This is a genomic window from Pseudomonas sp. TE12508, from assembly GCF_056279485.1.
Window position 1 is genome coordinate 14,274 of the sequence record NZ_JBWCCN010000008.1, and the last position, 22,623, is coordinate 36,896.

At 59.4% G+C, this 22,623-nt stretch carries 24 protein-coding genes and 4 tRNA genes; 17 read left to right on the forward strand and 11 right to left on the reverse strand.

Annotation, left to right across the window (positions count from 1 at the left end; all coding sequences use genetic code 11):
* Positions 1 to 100: 100 nt before the first annotated feature.
* From truA to ACZ9IM_RS12475, 15 genes are all read left to right on the forward strand, one after another.
* Positions 101 to 925 (forward strand): tRNA pseudouridine(38-40) synthase TruA, encoded by an 825-nt coding sequence (truA, locus tag ACZ9IM_RS12405; RefSeq protein ID WP_032830732.1) that lies wholly within the window; start codon positions 101 to 103, stop codon positions 923 to 925.
* 63 nt (positions 926 to 988) lie between these two features.
* Positions 989 to 1,609, forward strand: a complete 621-nt coding sequence (locus tag ACZ9IM_RS12410) for a phosphoribosylanthranilate isomerase (RefSeq protein ID WP_305422085.1) — start codon at positions 989 to 991, stop codon at positions 1,607 to 1,609.
* Positions 1,610 to 1,792: 183 nt separating this feature from the next.
* A complete protein-coding gene (gene accD, locus ACZ9IM_RS12415; RefSeq protein WP_007905946.1) occupies positions 1,793 to 2,713 on the forward strand; it encodes an acetyl-CoA carboxylase, carboxyltransferase subunit beta in 921 nt (306 codons plus the stop codon).
* Positions 2,710 to 4,017 carry a bifunctional tetrahydrofolate synthase/dihydrofolate synthase gene (gene folC, locus ACZ9IM_RS12420; RefSeq protein ID WP_427624543.1) on the forward strand — a complete coding sequence of 436 codons (1,308 nt, stop codon included), beginning with the start codon at positions 2,710 to 2,712 and terminating at the stop codon, positions 4,015 to 4,017. Before accD ends, folC begins: the two co-directional genes overlap by 4 nt.
* Entirely contained in the window at positions 4,001 to 4,672 is a 672-nt protein-coding gene (locus ACZ9IM_RS12425) for an SPOR domain-containing protein (RefSeq protein WP_008075905.1), read from the forward strand. Before folC ends, ACZ9IM_RS12425 begins: the two co-directional genes overlap by 17 nt.
* 98 nt (positions 4,673 to 4,770) lie before the next feature.
* On the forward strand, positions 4,771 to 5,331 hold the full coding sequence (locus tag ACZ9IM_RS12430) for a CvpA family protein (RefSeq protein WP_008075903.1): 561 nt from the start codon (positions 4,771 to 4,773) through the stop codon (positions 5,329 to 5,331).
* A gap of 41 nt (positions 5,332 to 5,372) precedes the next feature.
* On the forward strand, positions 5,373 to 6,878 hold the full coding sequence (purF, locus tag ACZ9IM_RS12435) for an amidophosphoribosyltransferase (protein ID WP_007905939.1): 1,506 nt from the start codon (positions 5,373 to 5,375) through the stop codon (positions 6,876 to 6,878).
* A gap of 78 nt (positions 6,879 to 6,956) precedes the next feature.
* The gene (locus tag ACZ9IM_RS12440; protein ID WP_427624546.1) at positions 6,957 to 8,168 is read left to right on the forward strand and encodes an O-succinylhomoserine sulfhydrylase; all 1,212 of its coding nucleotides are present in this window, start codon (positions 6,957 to 6,959) and stop codon (positions 8,166 to 8,168) included.
* Positions 8,165 to 8,941: an SDR family oxidoreductase gene (locus ACZ9IM_RS12445; RefSeq protein WP_007905933.1), complete on the forward strand. Its 777-nt coding sequence runs from the start codon at positions 8,165 to 8,167 to the stop codon at positions 8,939 to 8,941. Before ACZ9IM_RS12440 ends, ACZ9IM_RS12445 begins: the two co-directional genes overlap by 4 nt.
* Positions 8,942 to 9,200: 259 nt before the next feature.
* Positions 9,201 to 9,276: transfer RNA gene (locus tag ACZ9IM_RS12450), tRNA-Val, on the forward strand.
* A gap of 55 nt (positions 9,277 to 9,331) precedes the next feature.
* Positions 9,332 to 9,408 (forward strand) — tRNA-Asp (locus ACZ9IM_RS12455).
* A 93-nt stretch (positions 9,409 to 9,501) separates the two neighbouring features.
* Positions 9,502 to 9,578: transfer RNA gene (locus tag ACZ9IM_RS12460), tRNA-Asp, on the forward strand.
* 259 nt (positions 9,579 to 9,837) lie between these two features.
* A complete protein-coding gene (locus tag ACZ9IM_RS12465; RefSeq protein ID WP_427624548.1) occupies positions 9,838 to 10,347 on the forward strand; it encodes a sigma-70 family RNA polymerase sigma factor in 510 nt (169 codons plus the stop codon).
* Complete coding sequence (locus tag ACZ9IM_RS12470; protein ID WP_476224072.1) at positions 10,344 to 11,288, forward strand: FecR domain-containing protein; 945 nt, start codon at positions 10,344 to 10,346, stop codon at positions 11,286 to 11,288. Before ACZ9IM_RS12465 ends, ACZ9IM_RS12470 begins: the two co-directional genes overlap by 4 nt.
* A gap of 67 nt (positions 11,289 to 11,355) precedes the next feature.
* Positions 11,356 to 13,779: a TonB-dependent siderophore receptor gene (locus ACZ9IM_RS12475; protein WP_427624550.1), complete on the forward strand. Its 2,424-nt coding sequence runs from the start codon at positions 11,356 to 11,358 to the stop codon at positions 13,777 to 13,779.
* A 114-nt stretch (positions 13,780 to 13,893) separates the two neighbouring features.
* Here ACZ9IM_RS12475 and ACZ9IM_RS12480 read toward each other — a convergent pair whose 3' ends face one another.
* Positions 13,894 to 15,177, reverse strand: coding sequence for an NAD(P)/FAD-dependent oxidoreductase (locus ACZ9IM_RS12480; RefSeq protein WP_476224073.1), 1,284 nt, complete (start codon positions 15,175 to 15,177; stop codon positions 13,894 to 13,896).
* A gap of 182 nt (positions 15,178 to 15,359) precedes the next feature.
* On the opposite strand from ACZ9IM_RS12480, the gene ACZ9IM_RS12485 reads away from it, so the two are divergent.
* A tRNA-Val gene (locus ACZ9IM_RS12485) sits at positions 15,360 to 15,436 on the forward strand.
* Positions 15,437 to 15,548: 112 nt separating this feature from the next.
* Here the strand turns inward: ACZ9IM_RS12485 and ACZ9IM_RS12490 are convergent.
* Together ACZ9IM_RS12490 and ACZ9IM_RS12495 are read right to left on the reverse strand one after the other, a co-directional pair.
* A complete protein-coding gene (locus ACZ9IM_RS12490) occupies positions 15,549 to 16,688 on the reverse strand; it encodes a tyrosine-type recombinase/integrase (protein ID WP_476224074.1) in 1,140 nt (379 codons plus the stop codon).
* The gene (locus ACZ9IM_RS12495) at positions 16,688 to 16,921 is read right to left on the reverse strand and encodes a hypothetical protein (RefSeq protein ID WP_476224075.1); all 234 of its coding nucleotides are present in this window, start codon (positions 16,919 to 16,921) and stop codon (positions 16,688 to 16,690) included. Before ACZ9IM_RS12495 ends, ACZ9IM_RS12490 begins: the two co-directional genes overlap by 1 nt.
* 125 nt (positions 16,922 to 17,046) lie before the next feature.
* Here ACZ9IM_RS12495 and ACZ9IM_RS12500 point away from each other — a divergent pair, with 125 nt between their 5' ends.
* Entirely contained in the window at positions 17,047 to 17,694 is a 648-nt protein-coding gene (locus ACZ9IM_RS12500) for a hypothetical protein (protein WP_476224076.1), read from the forward strand.
* A 51-nt stretch (positions 17,695 to 17,745) separates the two neighbouring features.
* Here the strand turns inward: ACZ9IM_RS12500 and ACZ9IM_RS12505 are convergent, their stop codons facing one another.
* The 8 genes from ACZ9IM_RS12505 to ACZ9IM_RS12540 all read right to left on the reverse strand — a co-directional run bounded on the left by ACZ9IM_RS12505 (position 17,746) and on the right by ACZ9IM_RS12540 (position 22,598).
* A complete protein-coding gene (locus ACZ9IM_RS12505) occupies positions 17,746 to 18,312 on the reverse strand; it encodes a hypothetical protein (RefSeq protein ID WP_476224077.1) in 567 nt (188 codons plus the stop codon).
* Positions 18,309 to 18,749 (reverse strand): hypothetical protein, encoded by a 441-nt coding sequence (locus ACZ9IM_RS12510; RefSeq protein WP_476224078.1) that lies wholly within the window; start codon positions 18,747 to 18,749, stop codon positions 18,309 to 18,311. Before ACZ9IM_RS12510 ends, ACZ9IM_RS12505 begins: the two co-directional genes overlap by 4 nt.
* Positions 18,746 to 19,015 (reverse strand): hypothetical protein, encoded by a 270-nt coding sequence (locus ACZ9IM_RS12515; protein ID WP_476224238.1) that lies wholly within the window; start codon positions 19,013 to 19,015, stop codon positions 18,746 to 18,748. The genes ACZ9IM_RS12510 and ACZ9IM_RS12515 overlap by 4 nt, the downstream gene beginning before the upstream one ends.
* Before the next feature lie 380 nt (positions 19,016 to 19,395).
* Positions 19,396 to 19,575 (reverse strand): hypothetical protein, encoded by a 180-nt coding sequence (locus ACZ9IM_RS12520; protein WP_476224079.1) that lies wholly within the window; start codon positions 19,573 to 19,575, stop codon positions 19,396 to 19,398.
* Entirely contained in the window at positions 19,572 to 19,760 is a 189-nt protein-coding gene (locus tag ACZ9IM_RS12525) for a hypothetical protein (protein ID WP_476224080.1), read from the reverse strand. Before ACZ9IM_RS12525 ends, ACZ9IM_RS12520 begins: the two co-directional genes overlap by 4 nt.
* Positions 19,761 to 19,762: 2 nt before the next feature.
* Positions 19,763 to 20,233 (reverse strand): hypothetical protein, encoded by a 471-nt coding sequence (locus ACZ9IM_RS12530; protein WP_476224081.1) that lies wholly within the window; start codon positions 20,231 to 20,233, stop codon positions 19,763 to 19,765.
* A complete protein-coding gene (locus ACZ9IM_RS12535; protein WP_476224082.1) occupies positions 20,230 to 20,544 on the reverse strand; it encodes a DUF4406 domain-containing protein in 315 nt (104 codons plus the stop codon). Before ACZ9IM_RS12535 ends, ACZ9IM_RS12530 begins: the two co-directional genes overlap by 4 nt.
* Positions 20,541 to 22,598, reverse strand: a complete 2,058-nt coding sequence (locus ACZ9IM_RS12540) for a DNA cytosine methyltransferase (protein ID WP_476224083.1) — start codon at positions 22,596 to 22,598, stop codon at positions 20,541 to 20,543. Before ACZ9IM_RS12540 ends, ACZ9IM_RS12535 begins: the two co-directional genes overlap by 4 nt.
* Positions 22,599 to 22,623: the final 25 nt, after the last annotated feature.

Here is a 22,623-nt window from a genome sequence, read left to right on the forward strand (position 1 = left end):
GCAGCTCTGGCGTCCCCGCCCGGCAGCCTTATAATGCATGCCTTTGCGCAGATCAGCAGGCTGTCACCCCTTGGCAAATATAGATAATCCGGCCGCCGAAATGGCGGCCGACGGCTTTTTCCGGATCGCGTTGGGCGTTGAATACAAAGGTTCGCGCTATCGCGGCTGGCAGCGCCAGGCCTCCGGTGTGCTCACGGTGCAGGAAACCCTTGAAAAGGCCTTGTCCAAAGTCGCCGACTCGCCGGTGTCGCTGCTCTGCGCCGGGCGCACTGACGCCGGTGTGCATGCCTGCGGTCAGGTGGTGCATTTCGATACCCAGGTCGAGCGTTCGATGAAGGCCTGGGTGATGGGCGCCAATATCAACTTGCCCCACGACGTCAGCGTCAGTTGGGCGAAGGTCATGCCGGCGCATTTCCATGCGCGGTTCAAGGCGATCGCCAGGCGCTATCGCTACGTGATCTACAACGATCAGATTCGTCCGGCGCACCTGAACGATGAAATTACCTGGAACCACCGCCCGCTGGACGTCGAGCGCATGTCCGAAGCCGCTCAGTATCTGGTCGGTACCCACGACTTCAGTGCATTCCGCGCCGGTCAGTGTCAGGCCAAGTCGCCGATCAAGGAGCTGCATCATTTACGTGTGACGCGCCACGGCAAAATGATCGTGCTGGATATTCGCGCCAGTGCGTTCCTGCACCACATGGTGCGCAACATCGCCGGTGTGCTGATGACCATCGGTGCCGGCGAGCGTCCCGTGGAGTGGATGAAAGAAGTCCTGGAAAGTCGTATCCGTCGTTCCGGCGGGGTGACGGCCCATCCGTTTGGCCTGTACCTGGTACAGGTCGAGTACCGCGACGAGTTCGAACTGCCCGAGCGTTACATCGGCCCACACTTCCTCACCGGTTTCTCGGAACTTGACGGCTGACGCCCTCGAACGCTTTTGTTACCATCCGGGACTTTCCCGGATTTGTCCTGAGGTTCTATCGACATGTCAGCCGTTCGCAGCAAAATTTGTGGGATTACCCGCATAGAGGATGCGTTGGCGGCGGTCGAGGCCGGGGCCGATGCCATCGGTTTTGTGTTCTACGCCAAAAGCCCACGGGCCGTGACGTTTCAGCAGGCGAGGGCGATCATCAAGGCCTTGCCGCCGTTCGTGACCACCGTGGGTTTGTTCGTCAATGCCAGCCGCTGCGAGTTGGGGGAAATTCTCGATGCCGTACCGCTGGATCTGTTGCAGTTCCATGGCGACGAAACCGCGGCCGACTGCGAGGGCTGGCATCGGCCATACATCAAGGCGTTGCGGGTCAAGGCCGGTGATGACATCGCAGCGGCTTGCGATGCCTATGCCAGTGCCAGCGGGATCCTGCTCGACACGTACGTCGAAGGCGTTCCCGGGGGAACGGGTGAAGCGTTCGACTGGTCTCTGATACCGCAAGGCCTGAGCAAGCCGATCATCCTGGCGGGCGGCTTGACACCGGACAACGTCGCAGAGGCGATTGCCCGGGTTCGGCCTTACGCGGTGGACGTCAGTGGTGGGGTAGAGGCGAGCAAGGGCATCAAGGATCACGCAAAGATTCAGGCGTTCATCAAGGCGGTTGTAGGGGCTTGATGTGACGGCTGGCACACTGCCGCCGTCCACAGGCATGGCTGAGGATATTTGGGGTTGTACGCAGGTCGCATCTCGCTGACCCGGCACGCCATCGATCATCGCCACACATATGAATTTAGCTCAAGGGCATACGCGGGGCTGCGAACCAGAGCGTTCGGGCCGCCGGTACTGGAGAAAGAAAGCATGAGCAACTGGTTAGTAGACAAACTGATCCCTTCGATCATGCGTTCCGAGGTCAAGAAGAGCTCGGTGCCTGAAGGTCTGTGGCACAAATGCCCGTCTTGCGAGGCGGTGCTGTATCGTCCGGAGCTGGAAAAGACCCTGGATGTTTGCCCCAAGTGCAACCACCACATGCGTATTGGCGCTCGCGCGCGTATTGACATCTTCCTCGACGCTGACGGCCGTGCCGAACTGGGCGCGGACCTGGAGCCGGTTGACCGTCTGAAATTCCGCGACGGCAAGAAGTACAAGGATCGCCTGACCGCTGCGCAAAAGCAGACCGGCGAAAAAGACGCACTGATCTCCATGAGCGGCACCTTGCTGGGCATGCCGGTCGTGGTGTCGGCCTTCGAATTCTCCTTCATGGGTGGCTCGATGGGCGCCATCGTCGGTGAGCGCTTCGTGCGTGCCGCCAATTACGCCCTGGAAAACCGTTGCCCGATGATCTGCTTCGCTGCCTCCGGTGGTGCGCGGATGCAGGAAGCGCTGATTTCCCTGATGCAAATGGCCAAGACCTCCGCGGTGCTGGCGCGTCTGCGTGAAGAAGGCATTCCGTTCATCTCGGTACTGACCGACCCGGTCTACGGCGGTGTTTCTGCCAGTCTGGCGATGCTCGGCGACGTAATTGTCGGTGAGCCGAAAGCCCTGATCGGTTTTGCCGGCCCGCGCGTTATCGAACAAACCGTTCGCGAAAAACTGCCGGAAGGCTTCCAGCGCAGTGAGTTCCTGCTGGAACACGGTGCGATCGACATGATCATTCACCGTCAGGAACTGCGTCCTCGTCTGGGCAACCTGCTGGCACAAATGATGGGCCTGCCGACGCCAAAATTCGTCGCCGCGCCGATCGAGCCGATCGTGGTTCCGCCGGTGCCTGCCAACATATGACCCAACGCACCCTTGGCGAGTGGCTCGCCTACCTTGAACAGTTGCATCCTTCGGCCATCGACATGGGGCTGGAGCGTTCGCAGCAGGTAGCGTCCCGCATGGGACTGGGCAAGCCGGCGCCTCGGGTGATCACGGTTACTGGCACCAACGGCAAGGGTTCTACCTGCGCGTTCGTGGCTTCGTTGCTGCGGGCGCAGGGCCTGAACGTGGGTGTCTACAATTCTCCGCACCTGCTGCGTTACAACGAGCGGGTGCAGGTCAATGGCGTCGAAGCCACTGACGCCCAGCTGTGCGAAGCCTTCGCTGCGGTCGAGGCCGGTCGTGGCGACACTTCCCTGACGTACTTCGAGATGGGCACCCTGGCGGCGTTCTGGCTGTTTCAACAGGCAGGGCTTGATGCGGTGGTGCTGGAAGTGGGGCTGGGCGGGCGCCTGGATACGGTCAACGTAGTCGACGCAGACATGGCGCTGGTCACCAGTATCGGTGTCGATCATGCGGACTATCTGGGTGATACCCGTGAGTCCGTGGCTTACGAGAAAGCCGGCATTTTCCGCCAGGGCGCGCCTGCGCTCTGTGGCGATCTGAATCCCCCTCAGCCTTTGCTGGATAAAGCGCGCGAGCTCAATTGCCCGTTTTTCCTGCGTGGACGCGATTTCGACCTGGGTATCACCGATCACAACTGGCAATGGCGCGGCCTTGATGCTCAAGGGCGTGCAGTCGAGTTGCATGATCTGCCATTGCTCGATCTGCCGATGGAGAACGCCGCCCTGGCGTTGCAGGCTTACCTGCTGCTCGGTTTGCCTTGGGTGGATGCGCAGATTATCGAAGCCCTGAAAGCGACACGCGTGGTCGGTCGTCTCGATCGCCGTCAGTTCGACTGGCAGGGCAAGCGTCTTAATGTGTTGCTGGACGTGGGGCACAACCCCCATGCGGCAGAATACCTGGCCCGTCGTCTGGCCAGTCGACCACCGGCCGGCAAGCGTCTGGCGGTGTTCGGGTTGTTGGCGGACAAGGATCTGGATGGTGTTGTCGGTGAATTGAATGCTAGTGTCCAGCATTGGGCTGTCGCCCCGCTGAATTCGCCGCGGGCGCGACCCGTTGAGCAGTTGCACGCGGCGTTGCAGAACCTTGGCGCCTCGGTAACGTCTTATGACAGCGTGGCCGCAGCCCTGGAAGGGCAGTGCGCGCAGGCGACGAGCGACGACGAAATTCTGTTGTTCGGATCATTTTATTGTGTCGCCGAGGCCCTTGAATGGCTGGCCCGGCACTCCACGGAGGAAGCGGCAAATGGCTTTGCTGGATAAGGCGTACAAGCAGCGCATGGTCGGTGCCCTGGTGCTGGTGGCGCTGGCGGTGATTTTCCTGCCAATGCTGTTTTCCCGTCAGGACGAACAGCGCCAGGTGAGGGTTGACGCGCCGGCTGCACCGCAAGCGCCGGCTGTGCCGCAAGTGCAGGTCGAACCGGTGGTGGTGCCTGAACCGCAGGCGTTGCCGCAGGAGCCTGTGCCAAGCGATGACGAAATTGCCGCGCAGCAAGCGCCGTCGACACCGATTGCGCCAAGTGCGCCAAGTGCTCCCGTGGCCCCGGCGCCACCGGCTGCCAAACCGGTCACGCCACCTCCGGCGCCAGTCGCCAAGCCTGTACCGGCACCTGCCCAGCCAATCGCTGCTGCACCGACCAAGCCGGCTACCACCCCAAGCCGCGTCGATGCCAATGGCCTGTCAGTCAGTTGGTCGGTGCAACTGGCCAGTCTATCGAGCCGCGAGAGCGCTGAAAGCCTGCAGAAAACCCTGCGCAGCCAAGGCTATAACGCCTATATCCGCTCCGCCGATGGCAAGAATCGGGTGTTCGTCGGGCCGCTGATCGAGCGCGCGGAAGCCGATCGTCTGCGTGACTTGTTGAGTCGCCAGCAGAACCTCAAGGGTTTTGTGGTGCGTTTTCAGCCTGAGCGCGGTTAAAACTATCGCCCTGATTTGAAAAGCACTGATAATCTCAGCTTACCGACAGCCATGGGCTCTGCTAAAATGCGCCGCCTTATCTGTCTGTAGGCTGCACTGTGCCATTTACCTGGGTTGACTGGGCGATCGTTGCAATCGTCGCCATCTCCGCTTTGATCAGTCTTAGCCGCGGCTTCGTCAAAGAAGCACTCTCGCTGCTGACCTGGATCATCGCAGGAGCCGTTGCCTGGATGTTCGGTGGTTCATTGTCCGAGTACCTCGGCGGATACATCGAAACGCCATCGGCTCGTGTGATCACGGGCTGTGCCATCATGTTTGTCGCCACTTTAATCGTAGGCGCAATGATCAATTATCTTATCGGCGAATTGGTTCGCGTCACCGGGCTATCCGGGACCGATCGATTCCTCGGCATGGCCTTCGGCGCCGCGCGTGGCGTGTTGCTGGTGGTCGTGGCGGTCGGGCTGTTGAGCCTGGGGCCGGTACAGCAGGACGGGTGGTGGCAACAATCACAGCTCGTGCCAAAATTTCTATTGGTCGCAGACTGGTCCAAAAACCTGATTCTTGGGTGGAGCAGTCAGTGGCTTGCCAGCGGAATCAGCGTACCCGCTGATATACCGTTCAAGGAGCACCTCTTGCCGACGGCCAAAACGCCTCAGTGAGTTGTGTTCAGTTCAGATCCATTAAGTAGGGGTTGCGTCGCATGTGTGGCATCGTCGGTATCGTCGGTAAGTCGAACGTCAATCAGGCGCTGTATGACGCGCTAACCGTCCTCCAGCACCGCGGCCAGGACGCTGCCGGTATCGTGACCAGCCATGATGGCCGGTTATTCCTGCGCAAGGACAATGGGCTGGTGCGTGACGTGTTCCATCAACGTCACATGCAGCGCCTGGTCGGCCACATGGGCATTGGCCATGTGCGTTACCCGACCGCGGGCAGCTCGACTTCGGCCGAGGCCCAACCGTTTTACGTCAACTCGCCTTACGGCATTACCCTGGCGCATAACGGTAACCTGACCAACGTTGAGCAACTGGCCAAGGAGATTTACGAATCTGACCTGCGCCACGTCAACACCAATTCCGATTCGGAAGTGCTGCTCAACGTGTTCGCACACGAACTGGCCCAGCGCGGCAAGTTGCAGCCGACCGAAGAAGACGTGTTCGCTGCCGTCACCGACGTGCACAACCGTTGCGTCGGTGGTTACGCGGTCGTGGCGATGGTGACCGGCTACGGCATCGTCGGTTTCCGCGATCCACACGGCATCCGCCCGATCGTTTTCGGTCAGCGTCACACCGACGAAGGCGTCGAGTACATGATCGCCTCCGAAAGCGTTTCGCTTGACGTACTCGGTTTCACCCTGATTCGCGACCTGGCACCGGGCGAAGCGGTCTACATTACTGAAGACGGCAAGCTGCACACCCGTCAGTGCGCGACCAACCCGTCGCTGACTCCGTGCATTTTCGAGCACGTTTATCTGGCGCGTCCGGACTCGATCATCGACGGCGTCTCGGTCTACAAGGCCCGCCTGCGCATGGGCGAGAAGCTTGCCGAGAAGATCCTGCGCGAGCGTCCGGACCACGACATCGACGTGGTTATCCCGATTCCGGACACCAGCCGCACCGCGGCCCTGGAGCTGGCGAACCACTTGGGCGTCAAGTTCCGCGAAGGCTTCGTGAAGAACCGCTACATCGGCCGGACCTTCATCATGCCGGGCCAGGCTGCACGGAAAAAATCCGTACGCCAGAAGCTCAACGCCATCGAGCTGGAGTTCCGCGGCAAGAACGTGATGCTGGTGGACGACTCCATCGTTCGCGGCACAACCTGCAAGCAGATCATCCAGATGGCTCGCGAAGCCGGCGCCAAAAACGTCTATTTCTGCTCCGCGGCACCGGCTGTGCGTTACCCGAACGTCTACGGCATCGACATGCCGAGCGCTCACGAGTTGATCGCGCACAACCGTTCGACCCAGGACGTTGCCGACCTGATCGGCGCTGACTGGTTGATCTATCAGGACCTGCCTGACTTGATCGAAGCGGTCGGTGGCGGCAAGATCAAGATCGAGAAGTTCGATTGCGCGGTGTTCGACGGCCAGTACGTCACCGGCGACGTCGACGAGGCTTACCTGAACAAGATCGAGCAGGCGCGCAACGATGCCTCCAAGGTCAAGACCCAGGCAGTCAGTGCGATCATCGATCTGTACAACAACTGAGTAACTACCGGCCCCTAGGGGCCGGTTTTGTATCTACTAAAGACTCTCTAAATCAAGAGCAGGGCAAGGAGTGACAGCATGAGTCAGGATTGGGATGCCGGTCGGCTGGACAGCGACCTCGAAGGCGTAGCGTTCGATACCCTGGCCGTACGCGCCGGTCAGCACCGCACGCCGGAAGGCGAACACGGTGATCCGATGTTCTTCACTTCCAGCTACGTATTCCGTACCGCCGCCGACGCGGCCGCGCGCTTTGCTGGCGAAGTGCCGGGTAACGTTTACTCGCGCTACACCAACCCGACCGTGCGCGCGTTCGAAGAGCGCATTGCCGCGCTGGAAAGCGCCGAGCAAGCCGTGGCTACTGCCACTGGCATGGCCGCGATCATGGCGGTGGTGATGAGCCTGTGCAGTGCCGGCGACCATGTTCTGGTCTCGCGCAGCGTGTTCGGCTCGACCATCAGCCTGTTCGAGAAGTACTTCAAGCGCTTCGGCATCGAAGTCGATTACGTGCCCTTGGCGGACTTGTCCGGCTGGAATGCGGCAATCAAGTCCAATACCAAATTGCTGTTCGTCGAGTCGCCGTCCAATCCGTTGGCCGAACTGGTGGATATCAAGGCGCTGTCGGAAATTGCTCACGCCAAGGGCACGATGCTGGTAGTCGACAACTGCTTCTGCACGCCTGCGTTGCAACAGCCGCTGAAGCTGGGTGCGGACATCGTTGTGCACTCGGCGACCAAGTTCATCGACGGCCAGGGCCGTTGCATGGGCGGCGTTGTGGCCGGTCGTAGCGAGCAGATGAAAGAAGTCGTCGGTTTCCTGCGTACTGCCGGGCCGACCCTGAGCCCGTTCAACGCCTGGATCTTCCTCAAGGGGCTGGAAACGCTGAGTCTGCGCATGAAGGCGCACTGCGCCAATGCCCAGCAACTGGCCGAGTGGCTGGAGCAGCAGGACGGTATCGAGAAGGTCCATTACGCGGGCCTCAAGAGCCATCCGCAGCATGAGCTGGCCCAGCGTCAGCAGAAGGGTTTCGGTGCGGTCGTGAGTTTCGAGGTCAAGGGTGGCAAAGAGGGCGCCTGGCGCTTTATCGATGCGACGCGCCTGATCTCCATCACCGCCAACCTGGGCGACAGCAAAACCACCATCACGCACCCGAGCACCACCTCTCACGGCCGTCTCGCGCCGCAAGAGCGTGAAGCGGCGGGGATCCGTGACAGTCTGATCCGCATTGCGGTCGGTCTGGAAGACGTGGCAGACCTGCAGGCCGATCTGGCGCGCGGGTTGGCTGCCTTGTGATCGAGTTGTCGACGCCGACCACGGGTACCCATGGCCGCGTCGCGCTGGTCACCGGTGCTGCGCGCGGCATCGGTCTGGGGATTGCGGCCTGGCTGATCAGTGAAGGCTGGCAGGTGGTGCTGACCGATCTGGATCGGGAGCGCGGTTCGAAAGTGGCGAAGGTGCTTGGCGAAAACGCCTGGTTCATCGCCATGGACGTCGCGAATGAAGCGCAGGTGGCGTTGGGCGTGGCCGAGGTGCTCGGGCAGTTCGGGCGTTTGGATGCGCTGGTGTGCAATGCGGCGGTGGCCGACCCGCACAACATCACCCTGGAAAGCCTCGATCTGGCCTACTGGAACCGGGTGTTGGCGGTGAACCTCAGCGGGCCGATGCTGTTGGCCAAGCATTGTGCGCCGTACCTGCGCGCTCACAGCGGCGCCATCGTCAATCTGGCCTCGACCCGTGCCGGCCAGTCAGAGCCCGACACAGAGGCTTATGCGGCGAGCAAGGGCGGCCTGTTGGCCCTGACTCACGCCTTGGCCATCAGCTTGGGGCCGGAGATTCGCGTCAATGCGGTCAGCCCAGGCTGGATCGACGCGCGAGACCCTGCGGCACGGCGTGCCGAACCGCTGACCGACGCCGATCATGCGCAGCATCCTGCGGGCAGGGTAGGGACGGTCGAGGACGTGGCGGCGATGGTGGCGTGGTTGCTGTCCAAGAACGCCGGGTTCGTCACGGGCCAGGAGTTCGTGGTCGATGGTGGCATGACCAAGAAGATGATTTACAGCGAGTAAATCCAAGCGTGGCTGCGATGGATGTAGCCAGCATTGATGTTGAATGTGCCGCCGTCTTCGCGAGCAAGCCCGCTCCCACACTGAATTTATGTCGATCACAAACCTGTGGTCCGCCGCAGATCCAGTGTGGGAGCGGGCTTGCTCGCGAAAGCGGTCTGACTGGGTAAGACACAATTTTGTCTTTTTCAGAAAAACTTCAAGCAGGGTATTGACTTAGCTTCGGTACCTGCGTAAATTTCGCGGCCTCGGAGATGCAAACGGGTGATTAGCTCAGCTGGGAGAGCGTCTGCCTTACAAGCAGAATGTCGGCGGTTCGATCCCGTCATCACCCACCAATTCCGAGAGTCTTGCGAAAGCAAGATGGAAGCTTTTAAAAGCCTCCACCGACGCGCAGCGGTAGTTCAGTCGGTTAGAATACCGGCCTGTCACGCCGGGGGTCGCGGGTTCGAGTCCCGTCCGCTGCGCCATATTTTCCGAGTCAGGTTTACCTGCCTCGAGATTGAAAGGCCTCGAGGCTTTCCAGTCAGACGAGTTACTTGGGCGAAAGTCCAAAGCGATACGCAGCGGTAGTTCAGTCGGTTAGAATACCGGCCTGTCACGCCGGGGGTCGCGGGTTCGAGTCCCGTCCGCTGCGCCATATCTGCCTCAAGGCCCACTGAACGCCTTGGAGCTACGAAGCAAGTCGCTGGTAAAGCCGGCGGATGTTTCGAGTCGATAGCAAAAACCCTGGTCGAAAGACCGGGGTTTTTTGTGTCTGCGATTTGGCTTTTCCTCTCTCATGTCCTTCCCGCCCAACCTTTCTGCGCCCCAATTGCATAAAGGACTTGGTTCACAGCTCCGACATTAATTAGAATCACTCTCATTTACGATAACTCCTTGGCACAGGGCTTCTTGAGATGAGTGATGCAGCGATGCCGAAGGAGCAAACCTTCCACGAACTGTACCGCGATCACCGTGGCTGGCTGGAAGGCTGGTTGAGAAGACGCATGGGCAATGGCTGTGATGCGGCGGACCTGAGCCAGGATACGTTCCTGCGTTTGCTCGCCAGCTCTCAACGAATTGCCGATCTGCAAGAGCCCCGTGCCTATCTGCTTACCGTGGGCAAACGCCTGCTGAGTAATTTCTATAAACGTCGAAGCCTCGAGCAGGCTTATCTGACGGCACTGGCGGCGTTGCCGGAAGACTGTGTGCCGTCGCCCGAGCAGCGCTGGTTGTTGCTCGAAACCCTGCAAGCCCTGGATGAATTGCTCGATGGATTGCCGGCGGCAGTACGTAGGACGTTTCTCTGGAGCCAGCTGGAAGGCTTGAACTATCAGCAAATCGCCGAGCGCCTGCAGGTATCGGAGCGCACGATCAAGCGCTACATGGCGCAAGCCTATGAGCATTGCCTGTTGGTGGAACTGTGAACGGTCCGGTGCCAGATACCCGTCAGGCGGTGCGAGCTGCCGCGCAGTGGCTCGCCTTGCTGGAATCTGGAAGTGCCAACGAGCAGGATCGTGCGAATCTGCAACGTTGGCGCGACAGTTGCGTCAGTCACGAGAAGGCTTGGCAGAAGGCTCAAGCCTTGCGTCAGCGGTTTGCCGATCTGCCTTCAGCGTTGGCGCTCAAAAGTCTGGATCGCTCCGATCCGGGTCGGCGTATGGCGCTCAAGCGTGCATTGGGTGCGGTGGCGTTGGTGCCGGCGGCTTGGCTGATCAGCCGACAATTGCCTTTGGATGTCTGGCGAGCCGATCTGCATACAGCCACCGGGGAGCGCAAACAGGTACAGCTCGCTGATGGCAGTTCCTTGCAGCTCAATACGGCCAGTGCCGTCGATATGGATTTGCAGAGCCGTCGCTTGAAGCTTATTGAGGGCGAGTTGTCGTTGAGGGTGCCGAGCGCGTCGCCGCTGACGATTCAAACGAAGTTTGGACAGATCATCGTCAGCCAAAGTGAAATCTGTGTTCGTCAGCAAGCGCGCGGTTGCCGCGTGTCGGTGTACAGCGGCGCCGTGCAGTTGAAGCCCTTGCAGGGGGCGGCGTTGGCTTTGCGCACTGGTCAACAAGTCAGCCTTCAAGCAACCGGTGTCGGGCCGATCAGCCCATTCGACGTGCTTGCGCCGGGTTGGCGAGAGGGCGTGCTGATGGCGAAAAACCAGCCGCTGGGAGATTTCCTGCGTGAGCTCAGCACTTATCGACCGGGTGTGCTGCGTTGGGAGCCGGAGCTTGAAGCGTTGCGTGTCACCGGCAGTTTCCGCCTGGACGACACCGATCGCGTCCTAGCGTTGCTCGCGGCCAGTCTGCCGCTGGAGGTGCATTCACGTACCCGTTATTGGGTGACGTTGCTGCCGCGCAAAAATAGTGTGTGAAGCCTGTCCCCTTTTTTCGGCTCGCTTGTCATTCAAGGCATGTGAACGAATCAAGAGAACTCTATCAATGCCCGCAGTAATACCTTGCTGTCCGCGTCCGGCTTCTTCCCGCCTGCGTCCGTTGTTGCACCTGAGCCTGTTGCTGGGCCTGAGTGCCAGTCCATTATTCATCACAGCCAGCTGGGCCGAAGACAGTGCCCGGCGCAATTATCAGGTGCCTGCCGGCAGCCTGAGCGATGCGCTGACCCGCTTCGCCGGTCTGTCTGGCGTCAATCTTTCGGTAGACCCGGCACTGGTGGGTGGTCGCACCAGCCCTGGTCTTTCCGGCGAATTCGCGGTCGAGGAGGGCTTTGCCCGGCTATTGCAGGGTTCTGGTCTGCAGCTGCAGCCGGTGGGCGAACAGGCCTACATCCTGACCCCGGCGCCAGAAGGCAGCAGCCTGCAACTGGCCCCCACCTCGATTCTCGGTGCCACGGGCGGGGCGGACGGCGAGGTGTATGCCGGCGGCCAGGTCGCGCGTCGCGGGTCGCAAGGCTTGCTGGGCTCGAAAGATTTCATGGAAACGCCGTTCAGCATGACCACCTACACCGGTGAGGCGGTCAAAAACCTGCAGGCTCGGACCTTGGGCGACCTGATCGCCAGTGATCCTTCGGTTCGCGCCACCAACCCGGCGGGTGGGCGTTATGAGCAGTTCACCATTCGCGGGTTCAGCCTGTTCAACAGTGATGTCGCCTACAACGGTCTCTATGGCGTCCTGCCGACCTATACGATCGACATGGAGATGGCTGACCGCGTCGACATCATCAAAGGCCCGAGCCAGCTCATCAACGGCATCTCGCCGCGGGGCAGTGTGGGTGGCGGGATCAACGTGGTGCCCAAGCGCGCGACCGACAAGCCCATCACTTCGTTCACCGGTAGCTACGCTTCCGACAATCAGGTCGGCGGTGCCGTGGATGTTGGTCGGCGCTTTGGTGAGGACAACAAGTTCGGTATTCGTTTCAACGGCGTGAAGCAGTCCGGCGACACCGAATGGGATCACCAGAGTGTCGACCGCGAGATGGCCGTGCTGGGCCTGGATTTTCGCGGTGAGCGCCTGCGACTCTCGACGGACATCGGGCGCACCGAGCGTGATACCGACGCCCCGCAGGAGCGCGTGCAGGTCGGCGCCAATGCGAAGGTGCCGAATGCGAACGATGTGCGCGACAACTATGCACAACCCTGGAGCAAGGCGAGTACCAACGACACGTTCGGGGCGGTGAACGGCGAATTTGATGTCAGCGATTCCATCATGCTGTACGGGGGCGTGGGCGCGCGTAAAAGCAATCATGACTTCCTCCGGCATGCCGTTGCAGTCACCAATGATGCCGGCGATTTCAGCGTTCAGCCGCGTGACTTCACCCGTGACGAAAATGTCCGGACGGCCACGGCAGGGGTGCGCAACTGGTTTCATACCGGCCCGGTGAGCCATGAAGTCAATCTGGCCGCCAGCTATTTCTACATGGACTTCGAAAATGGCGGCGCCCGTTATGCAGCGGCCCGCAGCAACCTCTACGACCCCGTGGAAACACCAACTCCTGGCAGACCGACTCGACTCGATTCGAAGGTCTACACCGAGAACCGCTTCAGCGGCGTGGCGTTGTCCGACACCCTGGGTTTCTTCGATGACCGGCTGCTGCTGACCCTCGGCGCCCGCTGGCAGCGCGTGAAGGTTGACGACTGGACGGATGATGTCAAAGGCGCCACGGCCTACGATGAAGAAAAGGTATCGCCGTCAGGCGGCATCCTGTTTAAGGCAACCGATAAGCTGTCGCTGTATGCCAACTACATGGAGGGCCTGAGCCAGGGCAAGATCGCGCCGTCGACCTCTGTGAACGAGGATGAGATATTCCCACCGTTCATCAGCCGCCAGGTCGAGGTCGGCGCCAAGTATGACGCGGGTGCGTTCGCTGTGACTGCCGCGGTGTTCCGGATCAAGCAGCCGGCCTATGAGACCAACGCCACGACGCGGGTTTTCGGCCCGAACGGCAAGCGTGAGAACACGGGGGTGGAGCTGAGTGTGTTCGGTGAACCGCTCAAAGGCTTTCGCCTGCTCGGCGGTGTCATGTACATCGACAGCGAGTTGAGCAACACCACCAACGGCACCTACGACGGCAACCGGGCACCGGCCACGCCGAAATACAACGTCAACCTGGGCGCCGAGTGGGACGTGCCGACCGTACAGGGCCTGACCCTGACCAGTCGCGGCCTCTATTCCAGCTCGCAGTATCTGGACCAGTCCAACAACAAGGAAATCGACGCCTGGGAGCGTTTCGACGTGGGTGCACGCTACGCGTTCAAGATCGATGAAAAGAACATCACCCTGCGTGCCAATGTCGAGAACGTGGCGGACAAACGCTACTGGAGTTCGGCCGGGGCCTCGGATGACAGCGAGCCTGGCTTGACGTTGTCGACCCCACGCACCTACCTCCTTTCGGCGACGGTCGACTTCTGAATACGGTCTATTTCTGAAAATAGATCAGAAGGTGTAAACCTTATTCAGGACGGGACATGCTGATTTAAAAAGGGGCAACTTTTCAGTTGCCCCTTTTTTCGTCTGTGTGTCCCGTCAGAAACCCAGTTTGTCTCGCAATCCGTAATACCAGGCGCCCAATGCAGCGAATGGTGTACGCAGCAATTGTCCGCCGGGAAACGGGTAGTGGGGCAGGTCGGCAAAGGCGTCGAAGCGCTCGGCCTGGCCGCGTAATGCTTCGGCCAGTACCTTGCCCGCCAGGTGTGTATACGTTACGCCGTGGCCGCTGCAACCCTGGGAATAGTAGATGTTGTCGCCCAGCCGTCCGACCTGGGGAAGTCGCGACAGGGTCAGCAGGAAATTGCCGGTCCAGGCGTAATCGATTTTCACGTCCTTTAGCTGCGGTAAGGCCTTGAGCATCTTTGGTCGAATGATCGCCTCGATGTTCGCCGGGTCGCGCGCACCGTAGACCACGCCGCCGCCGAAAATCAGACGTTTGTCAGCGCTCAGGCGGTAGTAATCAAGCAGGTAGTTACAGTCTTCGACGCAGTAGTCCTGAGGCAACAGGCGCTTGGCCAATTCATCGCCCAAGGGTTCGGTGGCGATCACTTGAGTCCCGCAGGGCATCGACTTCGCCGCCAGCTCCGGCACCAGATTGCCGATGTAAGCGTTGCCGGCGACGATGATGAATTTGGCCCTGACCTTGCCCTGAGGCGTATACACCACCGGATTGGTGCCGCGCTCGATGCGCACCGCTGGCGACTGCTCGTAAATGGTGCCGCCCAGCGACTCCACGGCTGCTGCCTCGCCCAAGACAAGATTGAGCGGATGAATATGCCCGCCGCTCATATCGAGCATGCCGCCGACGTATTGATCGCAAGCCACCACTTCACGGATGCGTCGCTGATCCAATAGCTCAAGTTGCGTATGACCGAAGCGCTCCCACAGGCGCTTCTGGGACTCCAGATGGCCCATCTGCTTGGCGGTAATGGCGGCGAACACACCGCCGTCCTTCAGATCGCACTGGATGTTGTATTTGGCCACCCGCTCACGAATGATCCGTCCACCCTCGAACGCCATTTGCCCCAGCAACTGAGCTTGCTTGGGGGCGACACTGCGCTCGATCACATCGATATCACGGCTGTAGCTGTTAACGATCTGGCCACCGTTGCGCCCCGATGCGCCAAAACCCACTTTGGCGGCTTCCAGGACCGTTACCCGAAAACCGTTCTCCAGCAGGAACAGGGCAGAGGACAGGCCGGTATAACCGGCGCCGATGACACAGACATCAGTCTCTGCATCATCCTGCAAGGCCGGGCGCGGCGGCGCTACATTGGCCGACGCAGCGTAATAGGACTCTGGGTAGGGAGTGTTCGCCATCCTGCAGCCTCTGTTTAATATATTTTACGAGTGCATCGATCCTACCCGAGTTAAAAAACCACCGCCAGCCAGCGGAAAATCTTCTTTGCCACAGCAAAATTAAATATTTTGCATATTCATAGGGTTAGGTGAAAAAAGGTGTTGACACCCCTTCGGAATTCCGTAGAATGCCGCCTCACAGCAGGCACGTAGCTCAGTTGGTTAGAGCACCACCTTGACATGGTGGGGGTCGTTGGTTCGAGTCCAATCGCGCCTACCAAACAAAATCCGCTCTGCTGGGCGGTCTAGAAGGGCCCACCGAAAGGTGGGCCCTTTTTTGTTGTGTGCCGTTTGGAAAAACGTTGGAAACGATTTGGAAAAACGAATCACCGTCAAAGCGTCAAATCGGCTTTCACCTTCATGTAAACCACTGCGTCATCGCCGTGGCCGGCCTGGTAATGCTCAGTCATCTTCACGTCGGCATGACCCATCAGCCCCTGTATGTATTCCTGTGCAAAACCTTGCTGCTCATATAGCCAGGCGCCAAGTGCACGGATCTCGTGAAAGGTGGGGCGCTCACCTGCGGGCAACTCTTCGTAAGCCTTCGAATCGTCTCGCGCTTGGGCGAAGGACTTAGTCAGGTAGTCCGGCGTAACTGCATTCCAGTGTAGCTTCGCATCAAGCTGTGCACGCTTACGCGCTTTTGGTGAGTAGTGGATCAGGTACGGGCAGACGACCGGCGACCGCACGCACTCCATGACCACCTCCCGCAGCGCCTGGCCCATGACAATCTCCAAGTGCACCGGCTTTCCGTAGTTCTGCGTCTTCCCGGGCGAAACCTTTATGGTGTTCTGCTCGAGGTCCACAGCCGTTTTCGGCCACATCACGATATCTTCCCGCCGCTGAAGACTCAGCAGACCCAAACGTATGGCTCGCTTGAGCCAGATCGGCGTCCCCACGTATTCCAAAATCTTGTTCAGCCCTTCGACTGTGTGCCGCTGGCGCTTCTTCTCGGCTTCCTTCTTGACCAGGGTCAGTTCGGCGGAGTTGCGATCGCACAGGCCCTTGGCCACCGCGAACGCGAACACTTGGACCAGCAGCCCTCGATGCTTGGTGTAGGCGTTGTTCTCGAAACCATCCAGATACTCGGCGATTGTGAGCACATCAAGCTGACCAACCATCCTGCTGCCCAAGTCCTCCTTGTACCGAGCAAGTTTGAATCTGATCTCTTTGAGTGTTCTGTCTGCGTAGCCGCGCCCGGTCAGCCACTCCTTTTCGAATCGTTCAAGAAGATAGGTAAAGGTCGGGGCTCGCTCGCCAGTGAGTATTGCGAGAAGCGCCCCGTCTGACTCCATCAATGGCTGAAGCTTGGAGTTCGCCATCTTTGCAAGCTTCACGGCATCGGCTTGCGGCTTGTTGATGCTGGTTCGTTTCCCGGTGACAGGGTTGCGGTATATAAAATATTTACCGTTTGGATAAAGATTTTCAGGAAGGCCTCGATTCGAGACGTCCCGACCGCGCGGGGGAGCCATCAGCTTACCTCCATCATCTTGGCAAGCAGAGGGTCATCCGACCCCAGCACTACTGCTTGCAGGTCCACGAAATACATCCCGCCTTTCACCTCTCCAATCACTTCACCTTCCTCAATCCATTTTTTCAACTGCTGCAAGCTCGGCTTACCACCGGCATAGCGCAGCTTCCTGTACTCGCCTGCCTCCATAAGGCGCGGCAGCGTGGCCGTTATTCGGGCAATGACTTTTGCCATGTGGACTCCACCCCCGCTTGTCATCGGCGAGGCTATTAGTTGTGATCAATGGTTTAAATGATGTTGACTTTCGATGTTTTTCAATTCAGCGTATCTTTCAATAACTCATGCTGCGTTGGCGAACTATGGATAATTCAGAGGTTAATCAGGCCTTGGTGCGTGCGGAGCAGGTTCTAGATACTGCTTTTTTTGGGCTCAAAGTTCTAAAGTCAGGAGAGATGTCGGAAAGATCGGCCGGCCTTAGAAATGTTTTGGTTTTTGGTAGGTCTGTAACTTTTGTAATACAGAATTTGCGATCTATTGTTGGGGTTGAGAAGTTTGATAGGTGGTATGAACCACACCAAAGCTCCATGAAGTCTGATCCATTAATGCGGCATTTCGTGGAAGCTAGGAATAACCTAGAGAAGCAAGGAAGATTAGATGTTTCAATATTGATAACTTCGTTCGATGTTGCAGATATAGCTAAGTTAGAAAAGCCCCCATTTAAGGCGGATTCTTTTTTTATGGGAGATGCCACTGGTGGTTCGGGCTGGACTTTGGATCTGGGTAACGGCGAAGTTATAAAATATTATGTGAGCATCCCAAAACCACTTGCTGAAGTCAGGCAGATATTTAGTGATCTTCCTGTTGGGGTTCCAGACGATTTAAAGGAGCAGCCGGTAGATGTTCTTTGTAAGATATATTTGGATCGTTTGAAATTGGTTCTTGAAGACGCTCGCAGGGAGTTTTTATTGTCACCTAAAGAGCGCCCGTATTTGAGGCTGGTAAAGTAAATCACCGCGGTCCCTTGTAGCAGTACACGTAGGCGAACCAGGCGAGGGCGATCATGCTGCCACCTGCTGGCCGATCAGGACGTCGGCGACAACTTCCCAGAGCTGTGCTGGCGACCACTGGAATCGGTCGAAGTCGGTGTCGGGTTGGATGCCAAACCTGCAGGTAGAGTGAGCACCTGCCGGATAGTCGCCGCGTTTCGCCATGATTGTGGCCACACGACCGTCGCCACCGGGCCGGGTTCGGTGATAGGCGTATGCCTGGGTGTTGTAGTCATTGCCGGCCGATATTGAGTCGGCGCCGATTGGGATCAGGAAGGCTCGACCGTCAGGCGTCCATGGCCGACCACCGCCTGCATTTCGGGCGCCTTCATGGAGGTACAGGACGAAGTCGCCGGCATCATCCCGGACAAGACCGAACTCTTCGTTGATCTGCGTGCCGACGATCACCCGGGAGATGAAGTTGAAGCGGTGGTCGTGGATTGCCGAGTGCTCGAAGCAGGCTCGGCGCGGCAACTCAGGGTGCCAGACGTGCAGTCGCTGATTACCTTGCAGCTGCACCTGAACAAAGCCTAGGCCGTGCAGCGTGATTTTGTCGGTCATTACGTCATCAATGATCATGGTGCCACCTGCTTTATGTTCGACTCGACCCACTTGCGCATGCGCTGCCAGCGGCGCTCCGGTGATTCAGCAACCCACTTGTACGAGCCATCAGCTTGCAATTCATGGCTCCTGGGATGCTCGTCGTTCTCGAAAACGATCTCCGCTGCCATTGCTTCGGCTATCCCGAAAGCCTCGGAAACGCTTTCCCGGCAGTGCGAATCGATGCTGCCCATATCGATCCCTCGTTTTGCGCCGATAACGCCCAGAGTGCAGAACTGACCGTCCGCCTCGAGCGTGTCAGTCACCAGTCGCTTCTCGGGCATGGCATCCATTGCGTCTCTCAGCTCAAGCAAGAATGACTGCCCGCGCTTTCCTTTGAGAGCCGACTTAACGGCGCCCCTCGCGCAGATCAGATTCCATCCGCCGCAATCATCGCTGTATCCGCTGCGGCTCATGGTGTCACCTCCCGGCGTGCCCACCAGCAGACAGGGCCGTCGTCCGTGTCATGGATGGCCAGGCAGAACCAGCCTTCGCCATCTGGGCGATCCGGATCCCAGTAACTGCAGTCAGGGTCGTGGGATTCGAAGTAGCGGTTGGCAATCGCTTCGTCTGCATATTCGAGGCTTACCATTGCCACGACCAGGCCCTGTTCAGCGATCCAGGCCTTGCACTTGTCGCCGTCACCCTCTTCGAAATCCGGCATGTCAGGGTGTTGGAACATTCCGTTTTCATCCCGTCTGACCGGCCAAGAATTTATAAGGCCGACACGATCCAGACGCTCTATCTCTGCCAGCAGCAGCGCGGCAGCCTTGATCATGTCACGGCGTCGATCGGCGCTTGGCTTGAACGTTCCAGCGCCCCATGGCCACGCCGGGCTGAGGCTACGCGGCGTCCCGGCAAGGCTTGCGTAAGTCGCGCCAGCCTCGGCGAGCTCGCCCTTCACATAGAGGTCATCACGCTGCAGCGAATAACCTTCGGCTGATACTTGGCGCTGGCGCTCAGCGATAACATCTCGAGCCGCGCGATTGAGGCGGACTGCATTTTCTTCAGGCATGACTTCGTCCTTGCCGCTATAGCGGCTGACTTTGAAGGGGGAGGGAGTTACGGGTAGTTGAGGCTGATGCGCTTGGCGATGGCTTCGAGCTGCTCGGCCATTCCCCCCATGTCGTTGTTGTCGCGGCGGGAGACGACGGCAGAGCGTTGGACGTTGCGGTCAATCAGGATTTTCGCTGCCAGCAGGATCAGCCAGGCTTCGAATTTGCGGCGGAAGAACCGCTTCATGGTTTTTCACCGGCGAGAGTGATGAACTCGCGATTGAACGCGGCGACCGTCTTGTAATGCGTCCGGCCTTCCCAGATTGGCACGAGCTTGTAGCAATCACCCCAGTGGTCGAAGCCAGGTCGCCGGCAAATAACCTGGTTGGTCGAGTACAGCGAGCCATCACGCTTCCTTCTGAAGTCCGTCATAGTCATTCGCCCTGGTTGGCCAGCATGTTCAGGCGTATGCCCGATGTGCCGGGGATTTCGTGGCACTGCTCAACCTTTGCTGGCTTGAGTGCCATCTGGAACTCTTCAAGCAGATCCTCTGGAAAGCATGATTCGGTGTAGTAATCCAGGGTTCGGCGCAACAACCCCTCCAGCAGATCCATCCGCTGGCCAGCTTCCAGGCTAAGCAGGGAAAATTCGTCATCTGCTTTGTTGAGAGCCTCATCCGCTGCGTTCAGCCGCTCATGCAGGGCGTCACGTTCCAGCTTCATGATCTCGGCGCGCTTGAAATTCTTCCCGCTGAGAGCCGTCCACTTTTCAATTTGCCCTTCTAAATACGCCTCGCGCTCCCGCGCCTGAGCCATCTTCTGGTTGAAGTCGTCGGCGTGAACCCAGAAGCCGGGCCGATCAGATGACCCAACACCCTGTCGCGTAAATCGATCTACATCGCTCATCCTGTAATCTCCATCGATACCAGATCATGGGCATTCACAACCGTCATCCCGAGACGCTCAGCTATCAGCACTTCGAGGCGGGCGCCCTTTGAATGCTCCCAGCCCGGGAGCGTGGCCACGGTGTCGCAGTCCATCAGGGCGGCGATGTCGCGGCGCATGCAGTCGTTCCAGGAACCGCCGTCAGGATTGAGCTCGGCGGGGTTGGTGACGGCGTGGCCGGCGTCGCGCAGGTTGGCAGTCATTGTGGCGAAGGCGGGGAAGTTGAGGCCGGGCAGGCCGGTCATTGGCCCGCTGAGGTAGATGCGCTTCATGCGGCCACCTTCTGTTGAACAGCTTGCTTCCAAGGATCGTTGGCACGGGCGAGCGCCGCCATCGGGGGAGGGCTGACGCTGTTCCCACACATGTGAACTTGCTGAGTCTTGGTGAACGGCTTGCCGTCGGCTCCATGGCTAATGATGTAGTCGGCGGGGAAGCCCTGTGCCTTGTACAACTCGGCCGGTTGCAGCATCCGCAGGCAGATGTCGACGATCACGTAGGGCGTTCCCTTGATCGTCACCGTTACCAGTGCCAGGCGATCGCGAGTTGTGATCGTTGGGGCCGGTTCGGCAATGTTTCCGGCATCACTCATCCCGTAATAGGTAACCAAGAAGGCAGCCACACGCAATGCACCGGCTTCAACCTCTGGCGAGAGCTGAAACTCGACCAGCGAGCTTTTGCCACCGCCACCCGCCGTGATGGTCGGTGCTGGCTCATCAACGGCTTGGCCAACGCTGGCGCCGAACTGGCGTTCCATGAAGGCAGTCACCAGTCCGTGGTGAGTGCCGCTGGCGCTGATGGTGTGCAGCGGATCATTGGTGTCCCGTGCATCGCAGTTGCCACGCAGGTGTACCAAATTCGCCGTCACCAGCTGCTGCTGGCTGCCGGTATTGGTCACCGTGGTCATCGGGTCGTCGATGCTCTTGGCGTCGGTAGTGTTGAAGCCGCCGTTCATCTGAGCCATGAACACCGTCGAGATGCCCATTGCGTGTGCTGCGCCGGCCGGTCGCTGATAGTTGCCGCCGCTGGTGATGGTTGGCAGGGGCTCGTTGAGTGCCTTGCCTTCATCCGCAAACCGGAACTTCACCAGGTGCGCCGCGGCGAGCGCATGCTTAACACCGCCGGCAACTACTGTGCCCAGCGGCTGATCAAGTCCAGGCACGCGCGGCTCTTGACCGACACGCTCGCCATATCCGGTTTGGATCAGGGTCGGACTGATCATCATCAATTCTCCGCGGTTGGCGCTTGTGACTGTCGGCAGTGGCTCAGCGGGATCGTTTACGCGATCACTGCCCTGATGCGTGGCTGGCGCGATAATCGGGCTGGCCATGGCAAACGAACCACCGCGTGGCCAAGACGTCACGGTCCGCAACGGATCGTGTGCTGACTGCACGCTTTCACCGGACCAGTTCGCGATCGGTACGATGAACGGGTCAGCGGCATCGATGACGAACTTCTTCATGCCTTTGGCAATACGCCGCAGCGTGGCTGGTGCCAGAGGCTTCGGCCGGTCGAAAATGCTTTTACTCGGGATGGTCCAGTCGATGCACTCAGCGGCGGTGCGCCATTTCTGCTGACCCTTTGCTGGGTGCTTGGCATGGGTCGGCGCAGGCCAGACAACCGGCTCACCGTCACAGCGGGCAACCATGAATAGGCGTTCCCGGCTGGTCGGCGCGCCGAAGTCGCAGGCCTTGAGCACTCGCCATTCGACGACATAACCCAGGTGCTTCAGCTCAGAGACGAATGTGGCCCAGGTCTGGCCGCGCCGTTTCGGATCAGGCACCAGGAACTGTTGGTGGACCGGGACCACCTCGCCTGGCTCGGCGATGCCACCGCCCAACTTCACGACGCGGCCGGTGGCTTTGCAGCGCTTGGCGATCAGCGGCCCCCATTGGAGGATCTGTTTCACATTCTCGAGGCTGATGACGCGGGGCTTCTTCTTGCCGGCCCACTTCAGGCCAATCCACGACAGGTTGCGAATCTCACGCTTGCGCGGCTGTCCGCCAGCGGCCTGGCTATGGTGCGTGCAGTCCGGGGACATGTGAAACCAGCCGACCGCCTTGCCACCGCATTCGGTGTCCGGATCACCGTCAAACACGTCGGTGGTGTAGTGCACAGCGCCCGGGTGATTGACGGTGTGCATGCTGATCGCCTGAGGGCTGTGGTTCTTTGCAACATTCACCGCACGGCCCAGGCCCATCTCCAGCCCGGTACCGGCGCCGCCACCACCGCAGAAGAAGTCGACAACGATCTCATCGTCCTGAGTGCTGAAGCCGAGTCCGTATTGAGTTTTGAAATCGAAGGGGTGTTTCTTCTGTTGTGCGGACATAGGAGATCCTCGCCGGCTGGCGTGA

What these genes read in the sequence shown, in the direction of transcription:
- ACZ9IM_RS12535 (WP_476224082.1), bottom strand. Translation starts at nt 20,544, where the DNA reads ATGAAGCGCATCTACCTCAGCGGGCCAATGACCGGCCTGCCCGGCCTC.
- ACZ9IM_RS12440 (WP_427624546.1), top strand. Translation starts at nt 6,957, where the DNA reads ATGAGTCAGGATTGGGATGCCGGTCGGCTGGACAGCGACCTCGAAGGC.
- accD (WP_007905946.1), top strand. Translation starts at nt 1,793, where the DNA reads ATGAGCAACTGGTTAGTAGACAAACTGATCCCTTCGATCATGCGTTCC.
- ACZ9IM_RS12505 (WP_476224077.1), bottom strand. Translation starts at nt 18,312, where the DNA reads ATGATCATTGATGACGTAATGACCGACAAAATCACGCTGCACGGCCTA.
- ACZ9IM_RS12520 (WP_476224079.1), bottom strand. Translation starts at nt 19,575, where the DNA reads ATGAAGCGGTTCTTCCGCCGCAAATTCGAAGCCTGGCTGATCCTGCTG.
- ACZ9IM_RS12410 (WP_305422085.1), top strand. Translation starts at nt 989, where the DNA reads ATGTCAGCCGTTCGCAGCAAAATTTGTGGGATTACCCGCATAGAGGAT.
- folC (WP_427624543.1), top strand. Translation starts at nt 2,710, where the DNA reads ATGACCCAACGCACCCTTGGCGAGTGGCTCGCCTACCTTGAACAGTTG.
- truA (WP_032830732.1), top strand. Translation starts at nt 101, where the DNA reads ATGGCGGCCGACGGCTTTTTCCGGATCGCGTTGGGCGTTGAATACAAA.
- ACZ9IM_RS12540 (WP_476224083.1), bottom strand. Translation starts at nt 22,598, where the DNA reads ATGTCCGCACAACAGAAGAAACACCCCTTCGATTTCAAAACTCAATAC.
- purF (WP_007905939.1), top strand. Translation starts at nt 5,373, where the DNA reads ATGTGTGGCATCGTCGGTATCGTCGGTAAGTCGAACGTCAATCAGGCG.
- ACZ9IM_RS12425 (WP_008075905.1), top strand. Translation starts at nt 4,001, where the DNA reads ATGGCTTTGCTGGATAAGGCGTACAAGCAGCGCATGGTCGGTGCCCTG.
- ACZ9IM_RS12480 (WP_476224073.1), bottom strand. Translation starts at nt 15,177, where the DNA reads ATGGCGAACACTCCCTACCCAGAGTCCTATTACGCTGCGTCGGCCAAT.
- ACZ9IM_RS12525 (WP_476224080.1), bottom strand. Translation starts at nt 19,760, where the DNA reads ATGACGGACTTCAGAAGGAAGCGTGATGGCTCGCTGTACTCGACCAAC.
- ACZ9IM_RS12495 (WP_476224075.1), bottom strand. Translation starts at nt 16,921, where the DNA reads ATGGCAAAAGTCATTGCCCGAATAACGGCCACGCTGCCGCGCCTTATG.
- ACZ9IM_RS12530 (WP_476224081.1), bottom strand. Translation starts at nt 20,233, where the DNA reads ATGAGCGATGTAGATCGATTTACGCGACAGGGTGTTGGGTCATCTGAT.
- ACZ9IM_RS12510 (WP_476224078.1), bottom strand. Translation starts at nt 18,749, where the DNA reads ATGAGCCGCAGCGGATACAGCGATGATTGCGGCGGATGGAATCTGATC.
- ACZ9IM_RS12465 (WP_427624548.1), top strand. Translation starts at nt 9,838, where the DNA reads ATGAGTGATGCAGCGATGCCGAAGGAGCAAACCTTCCACGAACTGTAC.
- ACZ9IM_RS12515 (WP_476224238.1), bottom strand. Translation starts at nt 19,015, where the DNA reads ATGTTCCAACACCCTGACATGCCGGATTTCGAAGAGGGTGACGGCGAC.
- ACZ9IM_RS12475 (WP_427624550.1), top strand. Translation starts at nt 11,356, where the DNA reads ATGCCCGCAGTAATACCTTGCTGTCCGCGTCCGGCTTCTTCCCGCCTG.
- ACZ9IM_RS12490 (WP_476224074.1), bottom strand. Translation starts at nt 16,688, where the DNA reads ATGGCTCCCCCGCGCGGTCGGGACGTCTCGAATCGAGGCCTTCCTGAA.
- ACZ9IM_RS12500 (WP_476224076.1), top strand. Translation starts at nt 17,047, where the DNA reads ATGGATAATTCAGAGGTTAATCAGGCCTTGGTGCGTGCGGAGCAGGTT.